The 20,364-nt window shown below is 56.1% G+C and carries 20 protein-coding genes; 12 read left to right on the top strand and 8 right to left on the bottom strand.

Annotation, left to right across the window (positions count from 1 at the left end):
- Window positions 1-201: 201 nt before the first annotated feature.
- The gene (locus tag N8E88_RS26585; RefSeq protein WP_262293207.1) at window positions 202-642 is read left to right on the top strand and encodes a VOC family protein; all 441 of its coding nucleotides are present in this window, start codon (window positions 202-204) and stop codon (window positions 640-642) included.
- 129 nt (window positions 643-771) lie between these two features.
- Window positions 772-2,304, top strand: coding sequence for an acyl-CoA carboxylase subunit beta (locus N8E88_RS26580; protein ID WP_262293206.1), 1,533 nt, complete (start codon window positions 772-774; stop codon window positions 2,302-2,304).
- A gap of 32 nt (window positions 2,305-2,336) precedes the next feature.
- On the opposite strand, the gene N8E88_RS26575 is transcribed toward N8E88_RS26580, so the two are convergent.
- The 3 genes from N8E88_RS26575 to N8E88_RS26565 form a co-directional block, all read right to left on the bottom strand.
- Complete coding sequence (locus N8E88_RS26575; RefSeq protein WP_262293205.1) at window positions 2,337-2,516, bottom strand: hypothetical protein; 180 nt, start codon at window positions 2,514-2,516, stop codon at window positions 2,337-2,339.
- A gap of 328 nt (window positions 2,517-2,844) precedes the next feature.
- A complete protein-coding gene (locus N8E88_RS26570; RefSeq protein WP_262293204.1) occupies window positions 2,845-3,651 on the bottom strand; it encodes an alpha/beta fold hydrolase in 807 nt (268 codons plus the stop codon).
- A gap of 14 nt (window positions 3,652-3,665) precedes the next feature.
- Complete coding sequence (locus tag N8E88_RS26565) at window positions 3,666-4,871, bottom strand: N-acetylmuramoyl-L-alanine amidase (protein ID WP_410010705.1); 1,206 nt, start codon at window positions 4,869-4,871, stop codon at window positions 3,666-3,668.
- A 704-nt stretch (window positions 4,872-5,575) separates the two neighbouring features.
- On the opposite strand from N8E88_RS26565, the gene N8E88_RS26560 reads away from it, so the two are divergent.
- The 8 genes from N8E88_RS26560 to N8E88_RS26525 all read left to right on the top strand — a co-directional run bounded on the left by N8E88_RS26560 (window position 5,576) and on the right by N8E88_RS26525 (window position 14,666).
- Window positions 5,576-8,494: an Rne/Rng family ribonuclease gene (locus N8E88_RS26560; protein WP_262293202.1), complete on the top strand. Its 2,919-nt coding sequence runs from the start codon at window positions 5,576-5,578 to the stop codon at window positions 8,492-8,494.
- A gap of 331 nt (window positions 8,495-8,825) precedes the next feature.
- A complete protein-coding gene (locus N8E88_RS26555; RefSeq protein ID WP_262293201.1) occupies window positions 8,826-10,211 on the top strand; it encodes a M48 family metalloprotease in 1,386 nt (461 codons plus the stop codon).
- 49 nt (window positions 10,212-10,260) lie between these two features.
- A complete protein-coding gene (locus N8E88_RS26550) occupies window positions 10,261-11,058 on the top strand; it encodes a DsbA family protein (protein ID WP_262293200.1) in 798 nt (265 codons plus the stop codon).
- A gap of 126 nt (window positions 11,059-11,184) precedes the next feature.
- Window positions 11,185-11,628, top strand: coding sequence for a type II 3-dehydroquinate dehydratase (gene aroQ, locus N8E88_RS26545; protein ID WP_262293199.1), 444 nt, complete (start codon window positions 11,185-11,187; stop codon window positions 11,626-11,628).
- A gap of 36 nt (window positions 11,629-11,664) precedes the next feature.
- Window positions 11,665-12,132, top strand: a complete 468-nt coding sequence (accB, locus tag N8E88_RS26540; protein WP_262293198.1) for an acetyl-CoA carboxylase biotin carboxyl carrier protein — start codon at window positions 11,665-11,667, stop codon at window positions 12,130-12,132.
- Between the two features lie 10 nt (window positions 12,133-12,142).
- Window positions 12,143-13,504 (top strand): acetyl-CoA carboxylase biotin carboxylase subunit, encoded by a 1,362-nt coding sequence (gene accC, locus N8E88_RS26535; protein WP_262295637.1) that lies wholly within the window; start codon window positions 12,143-12,145, stop codon window positions 13,502-13,504.
- Window positions 13,505-13,507: 3 nt separating this feature from the next.
- The gene (gene aat / locus N8E88_RS26530; RefSeq protein WP_410010619.1) at window positions 13,508-14,122 is read left to right on the top strand and encodes a leucyl/phenylalanyl-tRNA--protein transferase; all 615 of its coding nucleotides are present in this window, start codon (window positions 13,508-13,510) and stop codon (window positions 14,120-14,122) included.
- 130 nt (window positions 14,123-14,252) lie between these two features.
- On the top strand, window positions 14,253-14,666 hold the full coding sequence (locus N8E88_RS26525; RefSeq protein ID WP_262293197.1) for a VOC family protein: 414 nt from the start codon (window positions 14,253-14,255) through the stop codon (window positions 14,664-14,666).
- 18 nt (window positions 14,667-14,684) lie between these two features.
- On the opposite strand, the gene N8E88_RS26520 is transcribed toward N8E88_RS26525, so the two are convergent.
- The 5 genes from N8E88_RS26520 to gatB all read right to left on the bottom strand — a co-directional run bounded on the left by N8E88_RS26520 (window position 14,685) and on the right by gatB (window position 18,175).
- Window positions 14,685-15,131: a DUF2155 domain-containing protein gene (locus N8E88_RS26520; RefSeq protein ID WP_262293196.1), complete on the bottom strand. Its 447-nt coding sequence runs from the start codon at window positions 15,129-15,131 to the stop codon at window positions 14,685-14,687.
- An 84-nt stretch (window positions 15,132-15,215) separates the two neighbouring features.
- Window positions 15,216-15,614 carry an NADH:ubiquinone oxidoreductase subunit NDUFA12 gene (locus N8E88_RS26515; RefSeq protein ID WP_112531299.1) on the bottom strand — a complete coding sequence of 133 codons (399 nt, stop codon included), beginning with the start codon at window positions 15,612-15,614 and terminating at the stop codon, window positions 15,216-15,218.
- A gap of 69 nt (window positions 15,615-15,683) precedes the next feature.
- Window positions 15,684-16,166: a GNAT family N-acetyltransferase gene (locus tag N8E88_RS26510; protein ID WP_262293195.1), complete on the bottom strand. Its 483-nt coding sequence runs from the start codon at window positions 16,164-16,166 to the stop codon at window positions 15,684-15,686.
- Window positions 16,163-16,672, bottom strand: a complete 510-nt coding sequence (locus tag N8E88_RS26505; RefSeq protein WP_262293194.1) for a GNAT family N-acetyltransferase — start codon at window positions 16,670-16,672, stop codon at window positions 16,163-16,165. Before N8E88_RS26505 ends, N8E88_RS26510 begins: the two co-directional genes overlap by 4 nt.
- Window positions 16,673-18,175 (bottom strand): Asp-tRNA(Asn)/Glu-tRNA(Gln) amidotransferase subunit GatB, encoded by a 1,503-nt coding sequence (gene gatB, locus N8E88_RS26500; protein WP_262293193.1) that lies wholly within the window; start codon window positions 18,173-18,175, stop codon window positions 16,673-16,675. It lies immediately after the preceding gene.
- Window positions 18,176-18,328: 153 nt separating this feature from the next.
- On the opposite strand from gatB, the gene N8E88_RS26495 reads away from it, so the two are divergent.
- Together N8E88_RS26495 and N8E88_RS26490 are read left to right on the top strand one after the other, a co-directional pair.
- Entirely contained in the window at window positions 18,329-19,006 is a 678-nt protein-coding gene (locus tag N8E88_RS26495; RefSeq protein ID WP_262293192.1) for a FadR/GntR family transcriptional regulator, read from the top strand.
- On the top strand, window positions 19,003-20,292 hold the full coding sequence (locus tag N8E88_RS26490; RefSeq protein WP_262293191.1) for a CynX/NimT family MFS transporter: 1,290 nt from the start codon (window positions 19,003-19,005) through the stop codon (window positions 20,290-20,292). Before N8E88_RS26495 ends, N8E88_RS26490 begins: the two co-directional genes overlap by 4 nt.
- The last annotated feature ends 72 nt before the right edge of the window (window positions 20,293-20,364 follow it).

Here is a 20,364-nt window from a genome sequence, read left to right as displayed (position 1 = left end):
CCGAAGAGCAAGTATCATCTGCATGTTTTGTTGAAAACCACACGCAAAACGCGTGTTTATCCTCAGCGGTGTTCCTTTCGGCTAAATCACAAGTTTGTGGAGCTAGACAGGAAGTGTTACGAAAACTGGACGGCGTTCAACCTGTGCAAATTGCCGGTTGCCGTCGACTTTCAACCCCATGAAAGAAATCAAAGGCAAAAGATGCGCTATCTTCACACAATGGTCCGTATCCGTGACATCGATGAGTCACTGGATTTCTATTGCAACAAATTCGGCTTGGAAGAGGTTCGCCGTACCGAAAATGAGAAGGGACGCTTCACCCTGATCTTCCTCGCGGCCTCGAAAGACAAGGCAAGATCGGCCGCGGAACGAGCTCCTGAGCTCGAATTGACCTATAATTGGGATCCGGAGGAGTATACAGGCGGGCGTAATTTCGGACACCTTGCCTATGTCGTCGACAACATCTACGAGACTTGCCAAAACCTGGCAGACAAAGGCGTCGTGATCAACCGGCCGCCACGCGACGGCAACATGGCCTTCATCCGCTCGCCCGATGGCATCTCGATCGAGCTCATCCAGAAGGGCCCTGCGCTACCGCCACAGGAGCCTTGGCTGTCGATGCCGAACACCGGCACCTGGTAAAACCTTAGCTCGCGAACACAACTTAAACGCGTATCCGAGCGCCGCTCTGCGGCGGTCGGGTACGCCAAGACAAATCCCTTCCCCGCGCTGCCCTCTCCTGTTATCAAACGACAAAACGAGGAGGACGCCATGAAGGATGTGCTGATCGAGCTTGAGCGTCGCAGGAACGTTGCGCGCGAAGGCGGCGGCAAGGTGCGGATCGAAGCGCAGCATAAGCGCGGCAAGCTCACAGCGCGCGAACGCATCGACATTTTTCTCGACGAAGGCTCATTCGAGGAGTTCGACACCTTCGTCGAACACCGCTCGACCGATTTCGGCATGGAAGAGACAAAATTCGCCGGCGATGGGGTCGTCACCGGGTGGGGCACTATCAATGGCCGCACAGTTTTCGTCTTCGCCAAGGATTTTACGGTTTTCGGCGGCTCGCTTTCCGAAGCCCATGCGGAGAAGGTTCAAAAAATCCAGGATATGGCGCTGCGCAACCGTGCCCCTGTCATAGGGCTCTACGACGCCGGCGGTGCCCGTATTCAGGAAGGCGTGGCAGCTCTTGGCGGCTATGCGGAGATTTTCCAGCGCAACGTGCTCGCCTCCGGCGTCATCCCGCAAATCTCTGTCATCATGGGGCCTTGCGCCGGCGGCGACGTTTACTCGCCAGCCATGACCGATTTCATCTTCATGGTGCGCGACACGTCCTATATGTTCGTCACCGGCCCCGACGTTGTAAAGACTGTCACCAATGAAACAGTGACGGCAGAGCAGCTCGGAGGCGCATCGATCCATACGACCAAGTCCTCGATTGCCGACGGCGCCTACGACAATGATGTCGCCGCGCTCCTGCAGATGCGCCGGCTGATCGATTTCCTGCCTGCGTCGAACACGGCCGAAATTCCCGCGGTCGAGTGCTATCAGTCAACGGATGAAATGGATTTTTCGTTGGATCGGCTGGTGCCGGACAATGCCAACAAGCCATACGATATCAAGGAGCTGATCCGCAAAACCGTCGATGAGGCCGATTTCTTCGAGATACAGGAAAATTTTGCCAAAAACATCGTTGTCGGGTTTGGCCGCGTCGAAGGCAGCACGGTCGGCATCGTCGGCAACCAGCCGATGGTCCTTGCGGGCGTTCTCGACAGTGATGCCTCGCGCAAGGCAGCGCGCTTCGTCCGCTTCTGCGATTGTTTCAATATCCCGATCGTGACCTTTGTCGACGTTCCAGGCTTTCTTCCGGGAACAGCGCAGGAATATGGCGGCTTGATCAAACACGGTGCCAAGCTGCTCTTTGCCTATGCCGAGGCAACTGTGCCGAAGATCACCCTGATCACCCGCAAAGCCTATGGTGGCGCCTATGACGTCATGGCGTCAAAGCATTTGCGTGGCGATATCAATTACGCATGGCCCTCGGCTCAAATCGCCGTGATGGGCGCCAAGGGCGCGGTTGAAATCATCTACCGAAAGGATATTGGCGACGCAGAAAAGATCGCAGCGCATACGAAGCGCTACGAGGATCGTTTTCTTTCGCCATTTGTCGCTGCAGAGCGGGGTTATGTCGACGAAGTCATCATGCCCCATTCAACCCGCAAGCGGATCTCGAGGGCACTTCGCATGTTACGCAACAAGGATCTCGAAAATCCCTGGAAGAAGCACGATAATATCCCGCTCTGACAGTATGTTATGATCTGAATTGAACTATGGTTTCAGCGACGGAAGCTGAAACCACCATTGGATTCCCGTAAAATCTGGGAAATCGTGCGCTTGTCGCAAGGCTCGCTTAGCTTCTTGGTCGCCTTGACGATCGTCTTGGCAGCGGCCACTTGTGCCATCTTCAATACATTTGTTTCATTTGATGATGATGTGTCTTTGGTTATTGTTATCATTATTCGAACACCCTCCATTAAAGCCGCTCTTTACGCGAGCAATCCTTACCGCAACCGGATTTATATTCCGTTGCACTGCACACTATGTACGAGAACTAAACCGATTTAACAAATCACTATTTGTATCGGATTTTGACTTGTATTTGAATGAAACCAATGGATTGGTAAAAGGTTCCTTCACCAGTGCATAAAATAGCTATCCGTTTAGAATCGTCATGCTGCAGCGCAATACTCATGCTCTCGTGTGTAAAAAACTTTGCGTAAATTACGCAAACGGCAACTAACTGCCGCGGTCCTGGTTGAGCCATGACGCGAGCATTCTCGTTCTTCAGGCCAGAACCTTGTCGAGGAAAGACCGCATTACGCCGTTGAATTGCTCTGGTCTTTGCAGCGGTGCGAAATGGCTCACGCCAGGCAAGAGGAACAACTCCGCCCCCGGAATACTCCCGGCGAGATATTTGGCGTGTTCGAGCTTGATAAACTCATCATGCTCGCTTTGTACGATCGCGACGGGTGTATGGATGTCAGCTAAATCGCTCGCAGTATAGTTGGGTTCGGTTTTCATCATCAGACCAACCGCATCGACAAACGCCATGAATTGATCCGGCGTGGCCGACAGCGCGGCGTAGTCCTTGGCGTGGCGGCTGAAACATCGGTCGATGGTCGGGCTGGGTATGATTTCCTTTGTGCCGCTGGGATCCATGTTGCAACCAAAGAAGAATACACCAGCAATTCGTGCAGGAGCTTGCATGGCAAGGACGAGGGCTATGCACGCGCCGTCGCTCCAACCTACGACGGCCGCCTTTTCGAGGTGCAGTGCATCCATCACAGCTAGAACATCGGACGCCATCAACTCATAGGTAAACGGCCGCAAATTGCGCGTGCTACGCCCATGACCCCGGCTGTCAATGAGTATAACGCGACGGCCCAAGCCGACCACCATTGGAACTTGATAACCCCAATTACCGCTATGGCCGAGGCCTCCATGCAGCAGGATTACGGGCGAACCGGCGCCGTATGTGGCGAACCAGATCCGCGCGCCATCGTGATCCACGTAACCTTGATCGCTTGTGACCGGCAACGGCGCGGCGCCATGCGCTTCGAAATTCTCAAGGTCGTCGTCGTTCGGCAGCATTGAAGAAACCTGATCTAGTTCAGCGCTCCGGCCGTTTTCATGTTGGCAAATTCGCCGACAGCCGAGGCAAGTCTCTCCGCTACATGGGTTCGCCACGCCGGATCAAGCATGAGCTTTTCGTCTTCGGCGTTGGAAAGATAGCCAATCTCGACCAGAACAGACGGCACATCCGGCGCCCGCAGTACCTGAAACCCTGCAAAACGATGCGGGTTGTTGATCATGGTGACGTCTTTCTTGAGCGACTTCACCACAGTCTTGGCAAAGCTCAAGGAGAACGTGTGGGTTTCACGCCGTGTCAGGTCCATGAGAATATCGGCAATCTCCGGTGTCTCGTTGTCGTAGGCGATACCCGCCACCGCATCGGAACGGTTTTCACGATCGGCCATGGCGCGCGATTCCGCGTCCGACGCCTTGTCCGAAACGGTATAGACGGTAGCCCCGCGTATACTGCCGCGATTGATCGTATCCGCATGAATCGAAATGAAGAGGTTTGCTTCGTATTGGCGGGCGATACGAACCCGTTCGGTCAGCCGCAGAAAAGTATCGGCACTACGGGTCATCTCCACCCGCAGACCCGGCAGCTTGGCGAGCTCGTCGCGCAATTGCTGGGCAAACATCAAGGTTACGTTCTTTTCCATGATGCCGCTTGCACTTTCCGCGCCACTGTCGATACCGCCGTGACCGGGATCGATGACGATAGTAAATGGCTTCGGTCCCTTGCTCGCCTCATCTGGCGCCGCGACCGCGAGCCGGTCGCCCTTTGGAGCGGCATTCGTTGACGCAGTGGTTGCATTTTGTGTCTTCAATGCTTCCGCAAATGCACGGTCCGACGCAGCGACGAAATCCGCCACCAGCCGGTAACCAGGACTATTGTCATTCTTGATGACGTTGAGCTGCTCGACCACAAAGGGCCCCTTGAGCGTAAAGATCAGGCGCGAACGCTGATCGTCGATCAGTCCGTAGCGCACATCTGTTATCAGTCCGCGTGGCTCCACAGACTTCTTGTCAAAGGCAAAAACCGCTTTGGGAATGTCGATTGCCAGCCGGTGCGGTTGATCGAGCAGCATTGTCGATACATCGGGCTCGCGGTCGAAATTGATGACGACGCGCGTACGCAACTCGTCGCCGGCAGCTTGATATGTCAACGCGGCCAGTTCACCTGCCGCATGAGACGCACTGCCCGCTTGTACGAAGACAAGAAGGCCGAATACGGCAGCCATGAATATCCGACAGATCACGCTCATCTCGCTTGGCCCGCCGATGGACAGGCTTCCCCTCTCCATCGTTGTATCAGACATGGCTCACATTGGAACCCTGCCGACAACACACTATGTCTAAGCAATAGGTAGGGAAGCATGGTTAATATTATCTTATGGGGTCATGGTATGTTATGTGCCGATGACACGATTATGAAGACCCCCTTGTCATAACGCGGCGCACCTCCTAAAAGCAAAGGTGGGTTACTTTTCTGCCGTCCAGAATCGGGCTCTTTGATGTCACGGTAAATAACCGGCTGACAATGAAGACAGGGACATGGAGCGGCATCGGCGAATTCGCCGGGGTAACCAAAAAAGAATTTAGCGCGAGCCGACAGGGATTGTCGGCAACGCTTTTTGTGAACGGCAGATCGCGCAGCCAAGGCGCATCGAGCCAGCCCTTTCGGGGGTATTAACAGTGTCGGCACAGCTGAGAAGCGTGCCATTCGTAGAGGTCGTTTCGTCAGGAACAGGAATGTTTGTTACAGACGTGAATATAACCGGCTTGCAAGCCGCGGCTGCCCGAGGGCAACTCCGCGTGTCGCCGTGTCTGTCTGTTTCTGCGAACCTTAATATATCCGGCAAATGTGAAGACGCGGCGCCAGAAACCTTGCAGGTTTCCTGGCTGTCTCGCGTTGGCAGCGTTTCGGCCGGGGAGAAGAAGTATAATGTCGGACAAAATGCTAATAGACGCCTCCCACCAGGAGGAAACACGGGTTGTCGTGGTTCGCGGCAATCGAATTGAAGAATTTGACTTTGAATCTGAACATAAAAAACAAATCAAAGGCAATATCTATCTGGCGCGGGTGACGCGTGTAGAACCTTCCCTTCAGGCTGCATTCGTCGAGTATGGCGGTAATCGCCATGGCTTTCTCGCTTTCAGCGAAATTCATCCTGATTACTATCAGATCCCGGTCGCCGATCGGCAGGCCCTGATCGATGCCGAGGCGGAAGCCGCAAGCCAGGACGAAGATCACGAGGAGAACGCCAGCGAACAGCGTAGCCGCGATCGCAATGATCGCGGTACGCGTAGTCGCCGTCGCGGCCGCCGTGGTCCACGGCAGGAAGACGACGCATCCAAGCTCGACGCTTCCGACGAAGACGTCGCCACTTCCGATGACGAGGGCGAAGCCTCCACACAGGCCGCTTCGCACGAATCAAGCGACGACGACTCGACACCGGAAGGTGGTAGCCAGACTATGGCAGCTGCCATTGAAGCGGATGTGATTTCGGAAGCCGTCAATACCGGCGCTGCGGACGAAGCAACAGAAAGCGATGATGAAAGGCCGGTATCTGATGATGCCGGCGAAGGTAATTCGAGGAGATCGCGTAGTCGCTCGAACGAGGACAAAGACGAGGTCCACGACGAACTCGATGAAGTCGAATCGGTCGGTGCTGAAGATGCGATGGAAGAAGTTCCGACGCATCAGCGGTTCCAGCGCCGTCAGTACAATATTCAGGACGTCATCAAGCGCCGTCAGATCCTGCTCGTTCAGGTGGTCAAGGAAGAACGCGGCAACAAGGGTGCAGCCCTCACGACCTATCTCTCGCTCGCCGGTCGGTATTCAGTCTTGATGCCAAACACCGCACGTGGCGGCGGTATTTCGCGCAAGATCACCAGCATCCAGGATCGCAAGCGCCTGAAGGACATCGTCAAGGATCTCGAAGTGCCGAAAGGCATGGGCGTGATCCTGCGCACCGCCGGCGCCATGCGCACCAAGCCGGAAGTCAAGCGCGACTACGAATATCTGATGCGGCTGTGGGAGAATGTTCGCAGCCTTACACTTGCATCGTCTGCACCGACTCTCGTTTATGAGGAAGGCAGCCTGATCAAGCGTTCGATCCGCGACCTTTACAACAAGGACATCACGGAAATTGCAGTTGCCGGTGAAGAAGGCTATCGCGAGGCCAAGGACTTTATGCGCATGCTCATGCCGAGCCACGCGAAAGTCGTTCAGCCCTACCGCGAACTGACTCCGATCTTCGCGCGCAATGGCATCGAGGCACAACTCGATCGCATGCTGCAGCCGCAAGTGACCTTGAAGTCCGGCGGCTATATCATAATCAACCAGACCGAAGCGCTGGTTGCAATAGACGTCAACTCCGGACGCTCGACGCGCGAACATTCCATTGAAGACACTGCTTTGCAGACAAATCTTGAAGCGGCAGATGAAATCGCGCGTCAGTTGCGTCTGCGCGATCTTGCCGGCCTGATTGTCATCGACTTCATCGACATGGAAGAAAACCGCAACAACCGGGCGGTGGAAAAGCGGATGAAGGATTGTCTGAAAGATGATCGGGCCCGCATCCAGGTCGGCCGCATTTCCCATTTCGGCCTGCTTGAAATGTCGCGTCAGCGCATCCGCGCCAGCGTTCTGGAATCAACGACCCAGGTTTGCGCAGTTTGCGGTGGCACAGGACACGTACGCTCCGCCTCCTCTGTCGCGCTGCACGTCATGCGCTCGATCGAGGAATATCTGCTCCGTCATTCGCAGAATAACATCATTGTTCGCACGACTGTCGCGACTGCGCTCTATGTTCTCAATCACAAGCGCCAGAACCTCGCCGATCTCGAAGCACGTTTTGGCCTGACCATCAGCATTGAAGCCGACGACAGCGTTGGCGCCCAGCACTTCGCCATCGACAAGGGCTCGATAGCCCTTGGCCCGATCGTTCCGTTGACCGAGACACCAACTCTCGGCATCGCCGATGATTTCGACGAAAGCGATCCGGTCATCGAAGATGCGGATGATGACGGCGCCGAGGTGCAGACCAGCGAGACCGCACGGAGCGCTGACAATGACGACGCATCGCGCAAACGCAAGCGCAAGCGGCGGCGGCGCGGTGGTCGCGATCGCCAGGAATCGGCAGGTGTCGAGCATGGCCAGCAGGTCATTAGCGATGACGATGACGCCGACCAGCCAGCGGTCGAAGGCGAAGACGCAGCGGCAACCAAGGCGCGCGAAGAGGAAAACGAACGGCGCAAGAAGCGCCGGCGGGGACGCCGCGGCGGGCGGAAGAACAAGCGCTTCGATGACGGCGACGATGCAGAAAATCGCGTAACTGCCAGAGCCGTGCCGGATGCCGAGCCTGTGTTCGTGTCGATCCCATTGCCCGATTTCTCCAAGCCGAAGACGATCGAGGCGATCGCCGATGCAGCTGAAGCTGCTTCAGTGCCAGCGACGGCTGAGGTGCTTTCTGCTGAAGAACCTGTGGCAATCGACGATATCCTTGCAAAGAAGCCGGTAAAACGCAGATCGCGCTCCAAGGCGGCAATCGAAGCCGCCGAGATCGCCGTCGCAGAAGTTCTAGCCGAAGCGGAACCCGAAGCCCCTGTAAAGCCCAAACGCGCCCCGCGTAAATCGGCGAAAAAAGCCGATGCGCCCGTTGTAACCGAGGCCTCGGAGCCAGCGGCCACTGTTGAACCGGTAGAGGCAAAGGTTGAGCCCGCGGTAGAATCTACACCGGCACCAGCGCCCAAAGTGGTTGAGTCCAGCACGCCTGTCGTCACCTCAACCGGCAAAGAGAAGAAGTCCGAAGTTGAACCGGCCAAAAAGGGCTGGTGGCAGAAGAAAGGCTTCTTTTGAAAAGCGCTGAACTTTAAAAAGTGATTTGGAAAAACCGGTGTATCGCCGGTTTTTCTTTGTCGTCCTATAGTTGGCAATACTGCTGTGCGTGGTTCGACAAGCTCACCATGAGGGAGGTAGGTGGGTTGCGGGGAGCCAAGTGCTGCCATGTTGGTAATTACTTATGTAAATAATCCACCTCCCTCATGGTGAGCTCTATCCTGAGCTTGTCGAAGGGCGAACCACGCACAATTTTGTTGCTAACTGGCTTTTCACAATTCACGGAGCTTCCAATAAGCTTACTTTCTTTCAAACATCGATTTCGGTACGAATAGGTATGGTAGCATTTCAAATGACTGGTTTATTTCAACCAATAGCTAATTTTGTGCGTGGTGCGATTGTTGCAGGGGCCGCCGGTGCACTGTGCGTAGCGCAAACCGTGTCTGCCACTGCCCAGTCATCATCCGTACCGATCGTACGCGATGCCGAAATCGAGGCGCTGGTCACAGACTATGCGAGCCCGATCATCAAAACCGCAGGCCTCTCCAGAAACGCGATCAGGATAGTTCTGGTCAACAACAACAGCTTCAATGCCTTCGTCGACGGCAGGCGCATCTTTATCAATACAGGTGCCCTGCTCCAGGCGCAGACGCCCAATGAAATCATCGGCGTTCTCGCACATGAAACGGGTCACCTTGCCGGTGGTCACGAATTCAAGCTGCGTGAACAACTGGCCGCTGCGAAGACTCTGGCCGTTGTTACAAGCCTGCTTGGTATCGGCGCTGTCGTCGGTGGCGCCGCAGGCGGAGCGAGCGGCCTATCGAAAGCAGGTATGGGTATTGCGATGAGCGGTCCCGAAGCCGCCATGCGCAACCTGCTCAACTATCAACGCTCCGAAGAAATGGCCGCGGACCGTTCAGCCATCACCTATCTCGCAAGCACGGGACAATCGGCCAAAGGCATGCTCACCACGTTCGAGCGCTTCTCCAATGCGCTCGCATTGACGGGAACCAGCGTCGACCCATACCGGATCAGCCACCCGATGCCACGGGAACGTATCGCAAACCTTGAAGTTCTCGCTCACGCCAGTCCTTATTATGACAAGCTGGATAATCCGGCGCTGCAGCAACGTCATGACATGATGCGCGGCAAGATTGCCGCCTATACTGGCGGCGGTGCAAGTGTATTGCAGACCTTCCGCAAGGATCCGCGCAATATCGGTGCGCGCTACGGCGATGCCATTGCAACCTATCTTAACGGCTCCTCCCAGTCCGCGCTTTCAAAGATCGACGTGTTGATCAAGGAACAACCGAAGAACCCCTATTTCCAGGAGATCAGAGGCGAGATCCTGTTGAAGCAGAACAAGGCGAGCGACGCGGCAAAGGCCTTTCAGAAGGCAAACGCGCTCGATCCGCGCAAATCCAGTTTGATCCGCATGAGTTATGGGCGGGCTCTCATGCTGTCGGGCACGCCGGATAATCTCAAGGCGTCCATAAAGGAAATCAAGGCTGGAATTGCCAGCGATCGTGAATATCCGTCAGGTTATGGCTATTTGGCCCAAGCCTATGCTCAGACGGGCGACATGGTCAGGTCCGATCTCGCCAGCGCGGAACAGAAATATTATTCAGGCAAGATCCAGGACGCACAAATCTTTGCCATTCGTGCGCAGCGTGGCTTGAAAAACGGCACGCCCGAGTGGATACAGGCCCAAGACATCATCAATGCAAAGCGCAAGTGAGACGCGGCAACACGCGTTCCAACAGAATTTGAAAAAAGGACAGTTCATCATGACAAAAGTCGCCCTGATCGGTGCCGCCGCCGGCCTCGTTGGCGTTGCCGCCCTCGCCCTTGGCTATCAGGCTGGCCGGTCTGATGTCGTTGTCGCCAGTGCTGTGCCGGAGATGTCTTCAACCGCAGCGTCCACGACCGACAGAGCAGAAATTGAAGGGATTGTGCGCAATTATCTGATCAATAATCCCGAGGTCATGATCGAGGTCCAGACCGCTCTCACTGCCAAGCAGGAAGCCGCGCAAAAGGAAGCTTCAACAGAAGTTATCAGCGAAAACAGGGACAAGATATTTCAATCGCCGATGGATGCGGTCTTCGGCAATCCGAAAGGCGATGTCACGATCGTTGAATTCTTCGACTATAATTGCGGCTATTGCAAAAAAGCATTGCCGGACATGGACGCCCTGCTGAAAAGCGATCCGAACCTTCGTTTCGTGATGAAAGAGTTCCCGATCCTTGGTGCGGACTCAACACGCGCGCATATCGTCGCCAAGGCGTTCAAAGCGCTCATGCCAGACAAATATCTGGAGTTCCACCGTGATCTCCTCGGTGGCGAAGGACGCGCAACCGAAGCGTCGGCGATGGCTATTGCGATCAAACTGGGCGCAAACGAAGCCCAAATCCGCGAGAAAATGCTATCTCCCGAAGTCACCAAGGCTTTCAACGAAAACTTCGAACTGGCAAATAGCCTGAGCATTACCGGCACCCCGTCCTATGTCGTGGGTAATGAAGTCGTGCCCGGCGCGCTTGGTGCGGATGTCCTCGCCGAAAAGATCAGCCATATTCGCAACAAATAGCCTGAATATTTACTTTTGCTTGGCAAAACCCTTTGTGGACAAGCAATAAGGGTGCTTTGCAGGCTTTTCGCTTGCCGATAAGCCGTCTATATGGGACCACGATTTCGCGAAACCATCCGGTAAATCATGAAACAGCAAATCTTTATCCTTAACGGCCCGAACCTGAATATGCTTGGTAAGCGCGAGCCGGGAATATATGGCGCTGCGACATTGAGCGATATCGAAGCTCTGTGCCGTGCCGAAGGTGATAGCCTAGGCGTCGACATTGTCTTTCGCCAGTCCAATCATGAGGGTGATCTGGTCACCTGGATTCAGGAGGCAGGCGAGCAAAAGGCATTGGTGCTGATCAATCCTGCCGCCTACACGCATACATCTATCGCATTGCATGATGCCATCCGCGCTGCCGCCGTCACGCTGGTGGAGGTTCATCTCTCCAATATTCACGCGCGCGAGTCATTTCGCCATCACTCCTACGTTTCCCCTTTGGCTAAAGGGGTGATATGTGGCTTCGGGGTCGATGGCTACGTGATGGGCCTGCGCGCACTCGTCAAGCTGGCAGCGTCTGAGTAGCGGACCGCCAAACAGGTATAAGGGGCTTGAAAAAGCATGGCTAACAGAACCACCGGGATCGACAAGGTCATGATCCGCGATCTCGCGGAAATCCTGAACGAGACCGACCTCACGGATATCGAGATCGAGCAGGGAGACCTTCGCATTCGCGTATCGCGGCAGATAACGATGCAGGCCGCAGCCCCGGTCTATGCCCAGGCCCCGGCAGGTGCCGCTCCCGCCCCTGTGGCAGCGGTTGTTCCGGTCGCGTCTGCTGTCGCCGATCCCTCGAAGAATGCTATTCCTTCGCCGATGGTTGGAACCGTGTATCTTTCCCCCGCGCCTGGTGCCCGCGCCTTTATCGAGGTTGGATCACAGGTCAAGGAAGGTCAGACGCTTCTGATCATCGAAGCCATGAAGACGATGAACCAGATTCCGTCTCCACGTTCTGGTACCGTTACCGCCATCCTCGTCACAGACAGCCAACCCGTCGAATATGGTGAGTTCTTGGTTGTGATCGAGTAGCGAGAGCATGATGTTTCAAAAAATACTCATAGCCAATCGCGGCGAGATTGCCCTGCGCGTCCTGCGCGCCTGCAAGGAGCTCGGCATCCAGACGGTCGCGGTTCACTCGACCGCCGACGCCGACGCCATGCATGTGCGACTTGCCGACGAAAGCGTTTGCATTGGACCGCCCCCTTCCCGCGACAGCTATCTGAATATCCATCAGATCGTTGCGGCCTGCGAAATCACCGGCGCCGATGCGATCCATCCAGGTTACGGTTTCCTGTCTGAGAACGCCAAGTTCGCCGAGATCCTCGAAGCGCACAATATTACATTCATCGGCCCGACTGCCGCGCATATCCGCATCATGGGCGACAAGATCGAAGCCAAGCGCACCGCAAAACGGCTCGGCATTCCCGTCGTTCCGGGTTCAGATGGCGGCGTCACCGACGATAAGGAAGCGGCGCGCATCTGTGCCGAAATCGGTTACCCGGTCATCATCAAGGCTTCGGCAGGCGGCGGCGGTCGCGGCATGAAGGTCGCGATGAACGAAGACGAGCTTTCGGTTGCACTGTCAACCGCTCGCACCGAGGCCGGTGCTGCCTTTGGCGACGATGCCGTCTATATCGAAAAATATCTCCAGCAGCCGCGCCACATCGAAGTTCAGGTCATGGGCGATGGCTTTGGCAAGGCCGTCCATCTCGGTGAACGCGATTGTTCGTTGCAGCGCCGGCACCAGAAGGTCTGGGAAGAAGCCAACTCGCCTGCCCTCAATTCGGATGAGCGCGAGCGCATCGGCATGATCTGCGCCAATGCCATGGCCGACATGGGTTATCGCGGTGCCGGCACCATCGAGTTCCTTTACGAGAATGGCGAGTTCTATTTCATCGAAATGAACACCCGTCTTCAGGTCGAACATCCCGTAACCGAGGCGATAACCGGCATCGATCTTGTGCACGAGCAGATTCGCGTTGCCTCCGGCGGCGGACTATCGGTGACACAGGAGGATATTCGCTTCTCCGGCCATGCCATCGAATGTCGCATCAATGCGGAAGATCCGCGGACATTTACGCCCTCACCGGGTACGATCACCCATTGGCATACGCCGGGGGGCCTTGGCATTCGCGTCGATTCAGGCGTCTATACGGGCTACAAGATCCCGCCCTATTATGACAGCCTTATCGGCAAGCTCATCGTCCACGGCCGCAACCGCGTCGAATGCATGATGCGCTTGCGCCGGGCGCTCGATGAGTTCGTTGTCGACGGTATCAAGACCACGCTGCCGCTGTTTCAGGATCTGATCAATAATCCTGACATTGCCAATGGCGATTATGATATCCATTGGCTGGAACATTATCTGGCTGGTGACGCAGCAGACGCTGCAGAAGAATAAGGCATGACGGGTAAGAACCCGCAAGAAGCATTCAGAATAGACCCCGAATTGTTGCTGCGCGCCTATGCAACCGGGGTTTTTCCCATGGCCGAAGAGGCGGACAATCCCGAAATCTTCTGGGTACGTCCGGAAAAGCGCGGCGTCCTCCCCTTTGAGAATTTCCATGTCTCGCGCAGCCTGCGCAAGAAGGTGCGCCAAGGCCGTTTCGACATTCGCTACGATACGGATTTCGCGGGTGTTATTGCCGGCTGTGCCAGTGGCAGCGGTGAACGCGCCCGCACATGGATCAATCGCCCGATACGCGAAGCCTATGGCAGACTGTTCGATCTCGGCTATTGCCACACGGTCGAAGCCTGGCGCGATGGAAACCTTGTTGGCGGCCTTTACGGGATCGCGCTGGGATCGGCATTTTTCGGTGAAAGCATGTTCTCACGCGAGCGGGATGCTTCGAAAGTCTGCCTCGTCCATCTGGTTGGTCATCTGATCGAAAAAAATTTCACGCTGCTCGACACCCAATTCACCACCAATCATCTGGAAACCTTCGGCGCGGTTGAAGTTCCCCGGCGCCAATACCAGAAGATGCTGGAAAATGCTTTGGCACAGCCGGCCGAGTTCTAAAAACCGTCGCAGATCCGTTGTATGGTCGGAACCCGACCAATGTTCAAACATTTTCGAGAAGAATGTCGGGGAGCTGGATTTCCGTTCGTCCTTGGAACGGAACAACTTGAAAACCACAAGGAGAGCTATCGTGAGACTCAATGCTTATTTGAACTTCGACGGTCAATGTGAGGAAGCGTTCAAATTTTACGAGAAAGTGCTGGGCGGAAAGATCGAGTTCATGGTCCGCTATGACGAGATGCCCGAAGGCAACACGTCGGCGCCGGAACTGGCCAAGAATATCATGCATGTCAGCATGAAAGTCGGGGATACGATGCTGATGGGATCGGATGCACCGCCGCCTTATTTTCAGAAGGCACAGGGCATGACCGTGAGCATCAACACGGATACGCCAGATGAAGCAGACCGTGTGTTTGCCGAACTCTCTGAAGGCGCGACCAGCATCATGATGCCGATAGGAGAAACATCTTGGGCTCAACGCTTTGCGATGTTCGTCGATCGCTACGGTACACCCTGGATGATCAACTGCTCGAAGCCAATGTAGGCTATTAGCTTTGCTGAACTAGTTCTGGGTTCCGCCCGTCTGGGCGGCATCCGGAGCCGGAACATCCGACTTCTGTTTGCAAGCCTTTAACCACACATCGTACACCGGGTGCTCGACCGCATTGAGGCCGGGGCTGTCGGCAAACATCCAGCCGGAAAAGATCTTGCGGATTTTGCGGTCCAGCGTTATCTCGTCGACTTCGACGAACGTATCTGTCTTCGGCGTCTCCGTGTCGGGACGCGTGTAGCAGACATGCGGCGTCAATTGCAGGGCGCCGAACTGTACCGTTTCGTTGATGTAGACGTCGAAAGTGGTGATTCGTCCGGTGATCTTGTCGAGGCCGGAAAAGACAGCGATCGGATTTGAAATTTTCTCGGTCGATTGGGCCGATGCGCCTGAGACAGCACCGCATAGACCAGCAGCGATCAGCCCGACGGCAAAAGAGCGAATTTTCCGACTGATCATGTCATTTCCGGTTTCAGTGCGCGCACGAGAGGATTTCGATTCCAGCCTGTCGATAAAGAGCAAATGTGGCAGAAGAAGACCCGACTAGGCGCCCGGTGTCCAGGCATCGTAATCGCCGGTCACGGTCGGCCGGTTGTCGCCATGCGCAATCGAGCCCTGCGGTCGATAGGCAGCGGCGGAACCGGTGAGATTTGCCTGGTGATTCTTTTCCCAAGGATACGGCTTATAATTTTCTTGCGAAGGTGCAGTGTCAACCCTGTGGTGTATCCAGCCATGCCAGCCGGCAGGGATAGCTGAAGCTTCCGCATAACCGTTGTAGATTACCCAGCGCCGCTTGCGCCCTTCCGAATCGAAGGTGCCCTCGTAATAGACGTTGCCGAACTGATCTTCGCCAACTTTCGTGCCTTTGCGCCATGTGAAGAAGCGGGTACCGAGTGTCGGTCCATTCCACCACGTGAAAAACTGGGTCATGAAGGTCTTCATAGCAATCCTGCTTTGTCCATAACGCTTGAGACTGTTTGGTATGGCCGTATCATTGCCCGATAGCAAGGGTCAAGTTGACGCTACAGCCAACCGCATTTTGAATCCGGCATGGCTCTTCTCGAAACCAAGGCGCTCGTAAAAACGGTGGGCATCCTGCCGCTTGGCATTCGATGTCAGCTGCACCAGCGCAATGTCGCGCTCGCGCGCAACATCTAGGCAATGCTGGATCAACTTCGCACCAATTCCCTTGCCACGCATGTCGGCTCGCGTCTGCACCGCCTCGATAACCATGCGCTTCGTCCCCCGGCCCGTGAGTGAAGTGATGAAGGTTACCTGCGCTGTTGCGACCACCTCATCGCTGACAACACCCACAAAAAGTAGATCGTTTGGACTGGCTTCGATTGCGGCAAAGGCACCTGCATACAGCGGCACCGCCGAGGAATCGGTTGTATCGCCGTGACCACCGATCGGATCATCTGCAAACAGCGCAATCAGTGCTCGCAGGTCATCGATCGTTGCCTGCCGGAACGTCACATCAATTTCTGCCGTCACGGTGCGAGCTCAAATCCAGTCAGGGATTTCTCCAGCACAACCACGGAAATACCCGAATTCGGCTCACCCCAGTTTTCGATCCGGTTGTTCGTACGCTCGGATCCCCTGCTTTCATAAAAGCTCAGAGCCCTTTGATTCGCTTCGATAACTTCGAGCTGCAGCGCGTAGACACCGGGAAAGGCACTCTCCATTTCCGCCAGCAGCAACGAACCCACACCCTTCTTCTGATGTTCCGGATGCACATAGAGCTGGTTGAGGATCGAGAGCTTGTGATCCTTCTGCGACGCGTAGGCCATTCCCATGATATCGGCGCCATCATCGGCAATGATGAATTCCGAATAGGGTTTTGCCAATTGCTTCTTCAACGCATCGAGCGAATGATATCGATCGGTGATCGCCTTCACTTTTTCGACGCCGTAAACATCGTCATAGGTCGCGTGCCAGGTCAGGGCGAGCATGTCACGCACCGCGTCCAGATCTTCCTTCGTTGCGCTGCGAACCCACATCTATTCGGTGATCCCGAGTTTTGCCTTGACCATGTCGCTGAGAACCTGAGGATTGGCCTTGCCGCCCGTCGATTTCATCACCTGTCCGACGAACCAGCCGGCTAGGCTTGGCTTTGCCTTGGCCTGCTCGACCTTGTCGGGGTTGGCGGCGATGACATCATCGATGGCCTTTTCGATCGCGGCGGTATCCGTGACCTGCTTCATGCCCCGGCTTTCGACCAACTCGCGGGGATCGCCACCTTCATTCCAGATGATCTCGAAAAGATCCTTGGCGATCTTGCCTGAAATCGTGCCTTCCCTGATCAAATCGATTACGGCGCCGAGCTGTTCCGGCGACACAGGCGATTCCTCTATGCCCTTGCCTGCCTTATTCAGGGCGCCGAGCAGATCATTGATCACCCAGTTGGCGGAAAGCTTGCCATCGCGGCCCTTGGCGACAGCCTCGTAATAATCGGCAATCGCCTTCTCCGTGACGAGGATCGATGCATCATAGACCGAGAGCGCCAGCTCCGAGACGAGGCGCGCCTTCTTGTCGTCCGGCAGTTCCGGCAGATCATCCGCGAGAGCGGTGACAAAGGCCTGCTCGATTTCCAGTGGCAGGAGATCCGGATCAGGAAAATAGCGATAGTCATGCGCCTCTTCCTTGGAGCGCATCGAACGTGTCTCGCCTTTTACCGGATCGAACAGCCGCGTTTCCTGATCGATGGAGCCGCCATCTTCAAGGATGGCGATCTGGCGCCGCGCCTCATACTCAATGGCTTGGCCGACGAAGCGGATCGAGTTTACGTTTTTGATTTCGCAGCGTGTGCCGAATTCACCGCCGGGCTTACGCACCGAGACGTTGACGTCGGCGCGCATCGAGCCCTCGTCCATATTGCCGTCACAGGTACCGAGATAACGTACGATCGTGCGCAGCTTGGTGAGGTATGCCTTCGCTTCATCGGAGGAACGCATGTCCGGCTTCGAGACGATCTCCATCAGCGCCACGCCGGACCGGTTCAGATCCACATAGGACATCGTCGGATTCTGGTCATGCAGCGATTTGCCGGCGTCCTGCTCAAGATGCAGACGCTCGATGCCGATTTCGATGTCCTCGAACTCGCCCTTTTTATCCGGACCGACCGAGATGATCATCTTGCCCTCGCCGACGATAGGCTGCTTGAACTGGGATATCTGGTAGCCCTGCGGCAGATCTGGATAGAAATAGTTCTTGCGGTCGAAAACCGACTTCAGGTTGATCTGCGCCTTGAGGCCAAGCCCTGTACGGATTGCCTGGCGCACGCACCATTCATTGATCACCGGCAGCATTCCCGGCATCGCGGCATCGACGAGCGACACATTCTCGTTAGGCTCGGCGCCGAAAATCGTCGATGCACCGGAAAACAATTTCGAATTGGAGGTGACCTGCGCATGGACTTCCATGCCGACGACGATCTCCCAATCGCCTGTGGCACCTGAAACAAAACGCTTGGGTTCCGGCGTACGCGTATCAACGAGAGTCATGCTGGTGTGTAATTCCTGGCTAAATATCTGTCCTTATTGGCTAGTGCAATCTGTTGCATGAGGCAAGTGTTTCTCCATTCTGATGCGATCGGATTGACATGGCGACGACGAAAGTATTCATTAAGTCATCAGATGACTTTAGGAGTTGTCCTCATGCAGCCCGCCATGCGTACCAATCTTGCAGATACTGCGATTCAAAATATTCGTGCTGAAATCACCGCCAGCCGCTGGCAGATCGGAGAGCGCATCCCGAATGAGGCGACGCTTGCCGACATGCTGGGCGTCAGTCGCGGCACCGTGCGGGAAGCCGTTCGCGTCCTCGTTTCTCAGGGCATCCTTGAAACCAGACAGGGCTCGGGGACCTATGTGCGTTCGGTGATCGACGCGGAGGACAGTCTGCTCCGAATCCGGCGCACCGGGCTTCGCGATCAGGTCGAGACGCGTTGTGCGCTCGAAGTGGAGGGCGCGCGTCTTGCAGCAACACGCCATACACCGGAGGTCGTCGCCGAACTTCGGCAAATGCTTAGCGATCGCGGCGAGTACAACCCCGCCGATCATGATCGCTATGTCGAACAGGACCTTGCATTTCACAAGGCGGTTGTTGCGGCTTCCGGAAACAGCGCACTCATCGAGGTCTACGAATTCTTCTCGGCTTCGACCCAGGAAATCATCAAGGCCACGGTGACCGGCGAACTCCCCGAACCCGACATGGCTGCTCATTCCGCCATCATCGATGCCATCGCCTCGGGCGATCCGGAGAAAGCAACTCTCACTACCCGGGCCTTCATGGCTCCCATTCTTCTTGAACTCGATCGGCTTCTCGCATCATGAACCAGCATATATCCCCCAGCTCCGGACCACAGGATATCGCCAGCGAACAATTGATCGATGCCGAAGCCGACAGCGTTCCACAGCCCAGGCCTCCGGTTTTTGCAAGCCGCGCCGCGCAGATCGTCACGGGGTTGAGCCTCGTCCTCATCGCCTTCAATCTCCGTCCGGTCTTTTCCAGCGCGTCTGCGCTTTTGCCGGAGATCATCGAACAGACGGGGCTGTCCTCTTTCGGCGCCGGCGTTCTGACAACCCTGCCCGTCGTCTGCCTTGGCGTCTTCGCCCCGCTCGCGCCAAGGCTGGCACAGCGCATCGGCTCCGAACGCACACTGTTGGCCGTGCTGTTGCTTCTGGCGTTGGGTACCGCGTTGCGCGGCTTCGGCTCGCTGCCATTGCTATTCTTTGGGACCGCCCTTGCCGGCTCCTGTATCGCCGTCGGCAATGTTCTGCTTCCGGGCCTTGTGAAACGCGACTTCGCCTCGAGAACCGGCATGATGACCGGCCTTTACACGATGGCGCTCTGTGCAGGAGCAGCCAGCGCAGCCGGTTTCACCCTGCCGTTGCAGCGCGTGCTCGGCGGCTCGTGGTCGCTGGCGCTAGGTGCATGGGCGTTGCCGGCGATACTCGTTGCGGTGATCTGGTTCCCGCATGCCTTCTTCAGGAAAGTCCGCACGAAACATGCCGGGTTCAGGGTCGAAGGTCTCTGGCGCGATCGCCTTGCCTGGCAGGTCACCCTGTTCATGGGGCTGCAATCGGCTTTGGCTTACTGCGTCTTCGGCTGGCTATCGCCGATCCTGCGCGAGCGCGGGCTCGACGGCGTTACGGCGGGCGTCGTCGTATCCGTGTCGGTTATGGCGCAGGTTTGTGCTTGCCTCCTCGTTCCATCGATCGCAGTGCGCTGCAGGGACCAGCGGCTGCTCAATGTGGCGCTCGTTGCGCTTGCGGTCATCGGTCTGCTCGGTTTTCTGTTCGCACCCTTGTCAATGGTCTGGGTGTGGGCTGTCGTCCAGGGCCTTGGTCAAGGTGGGCTGATTGCCATTGCCATGACCATCATCGTTTTGCGATCACCTAATGCACATGTGGCATCGCATCTTTCCGGCATGGCGCAATGCATCGGCTATATGCTTGCCGCAACGGGTCCGCTTCTGGTCGGGCTCATTCACAGCCTCACCGGGAGTTTCTCCGCCACAGCTGTGCTGTTCGTGCTTCTGGGGCTTGGAGCGGCCCTGTTCGGTTGGGGCGCCGGGCGTTCGATCCACGTCGGTGCGAAAACAATCGAACTCTCATAATGCCTTCCGCTCTAGCGCTTTAGGGCGGTCTAGGGCATCCTAGCATTGGAGATTGTTGTTCGTGGCAGGGAG

The organism is Phyllobacterium zundukense (genome assembly GCF_025452195.1).
Lineage (GTDB): Bacteria > Pseudomonadota > Alphaproteobacteria > Rhizobiales > Rhizobiaceae > Phyllobacterium > Phyllobacterium zundukense_A.
Note: the sequence above shows the minus strand (reverse complement) of the source record. Positions and strands in the feature narration are given on the sequence as shown.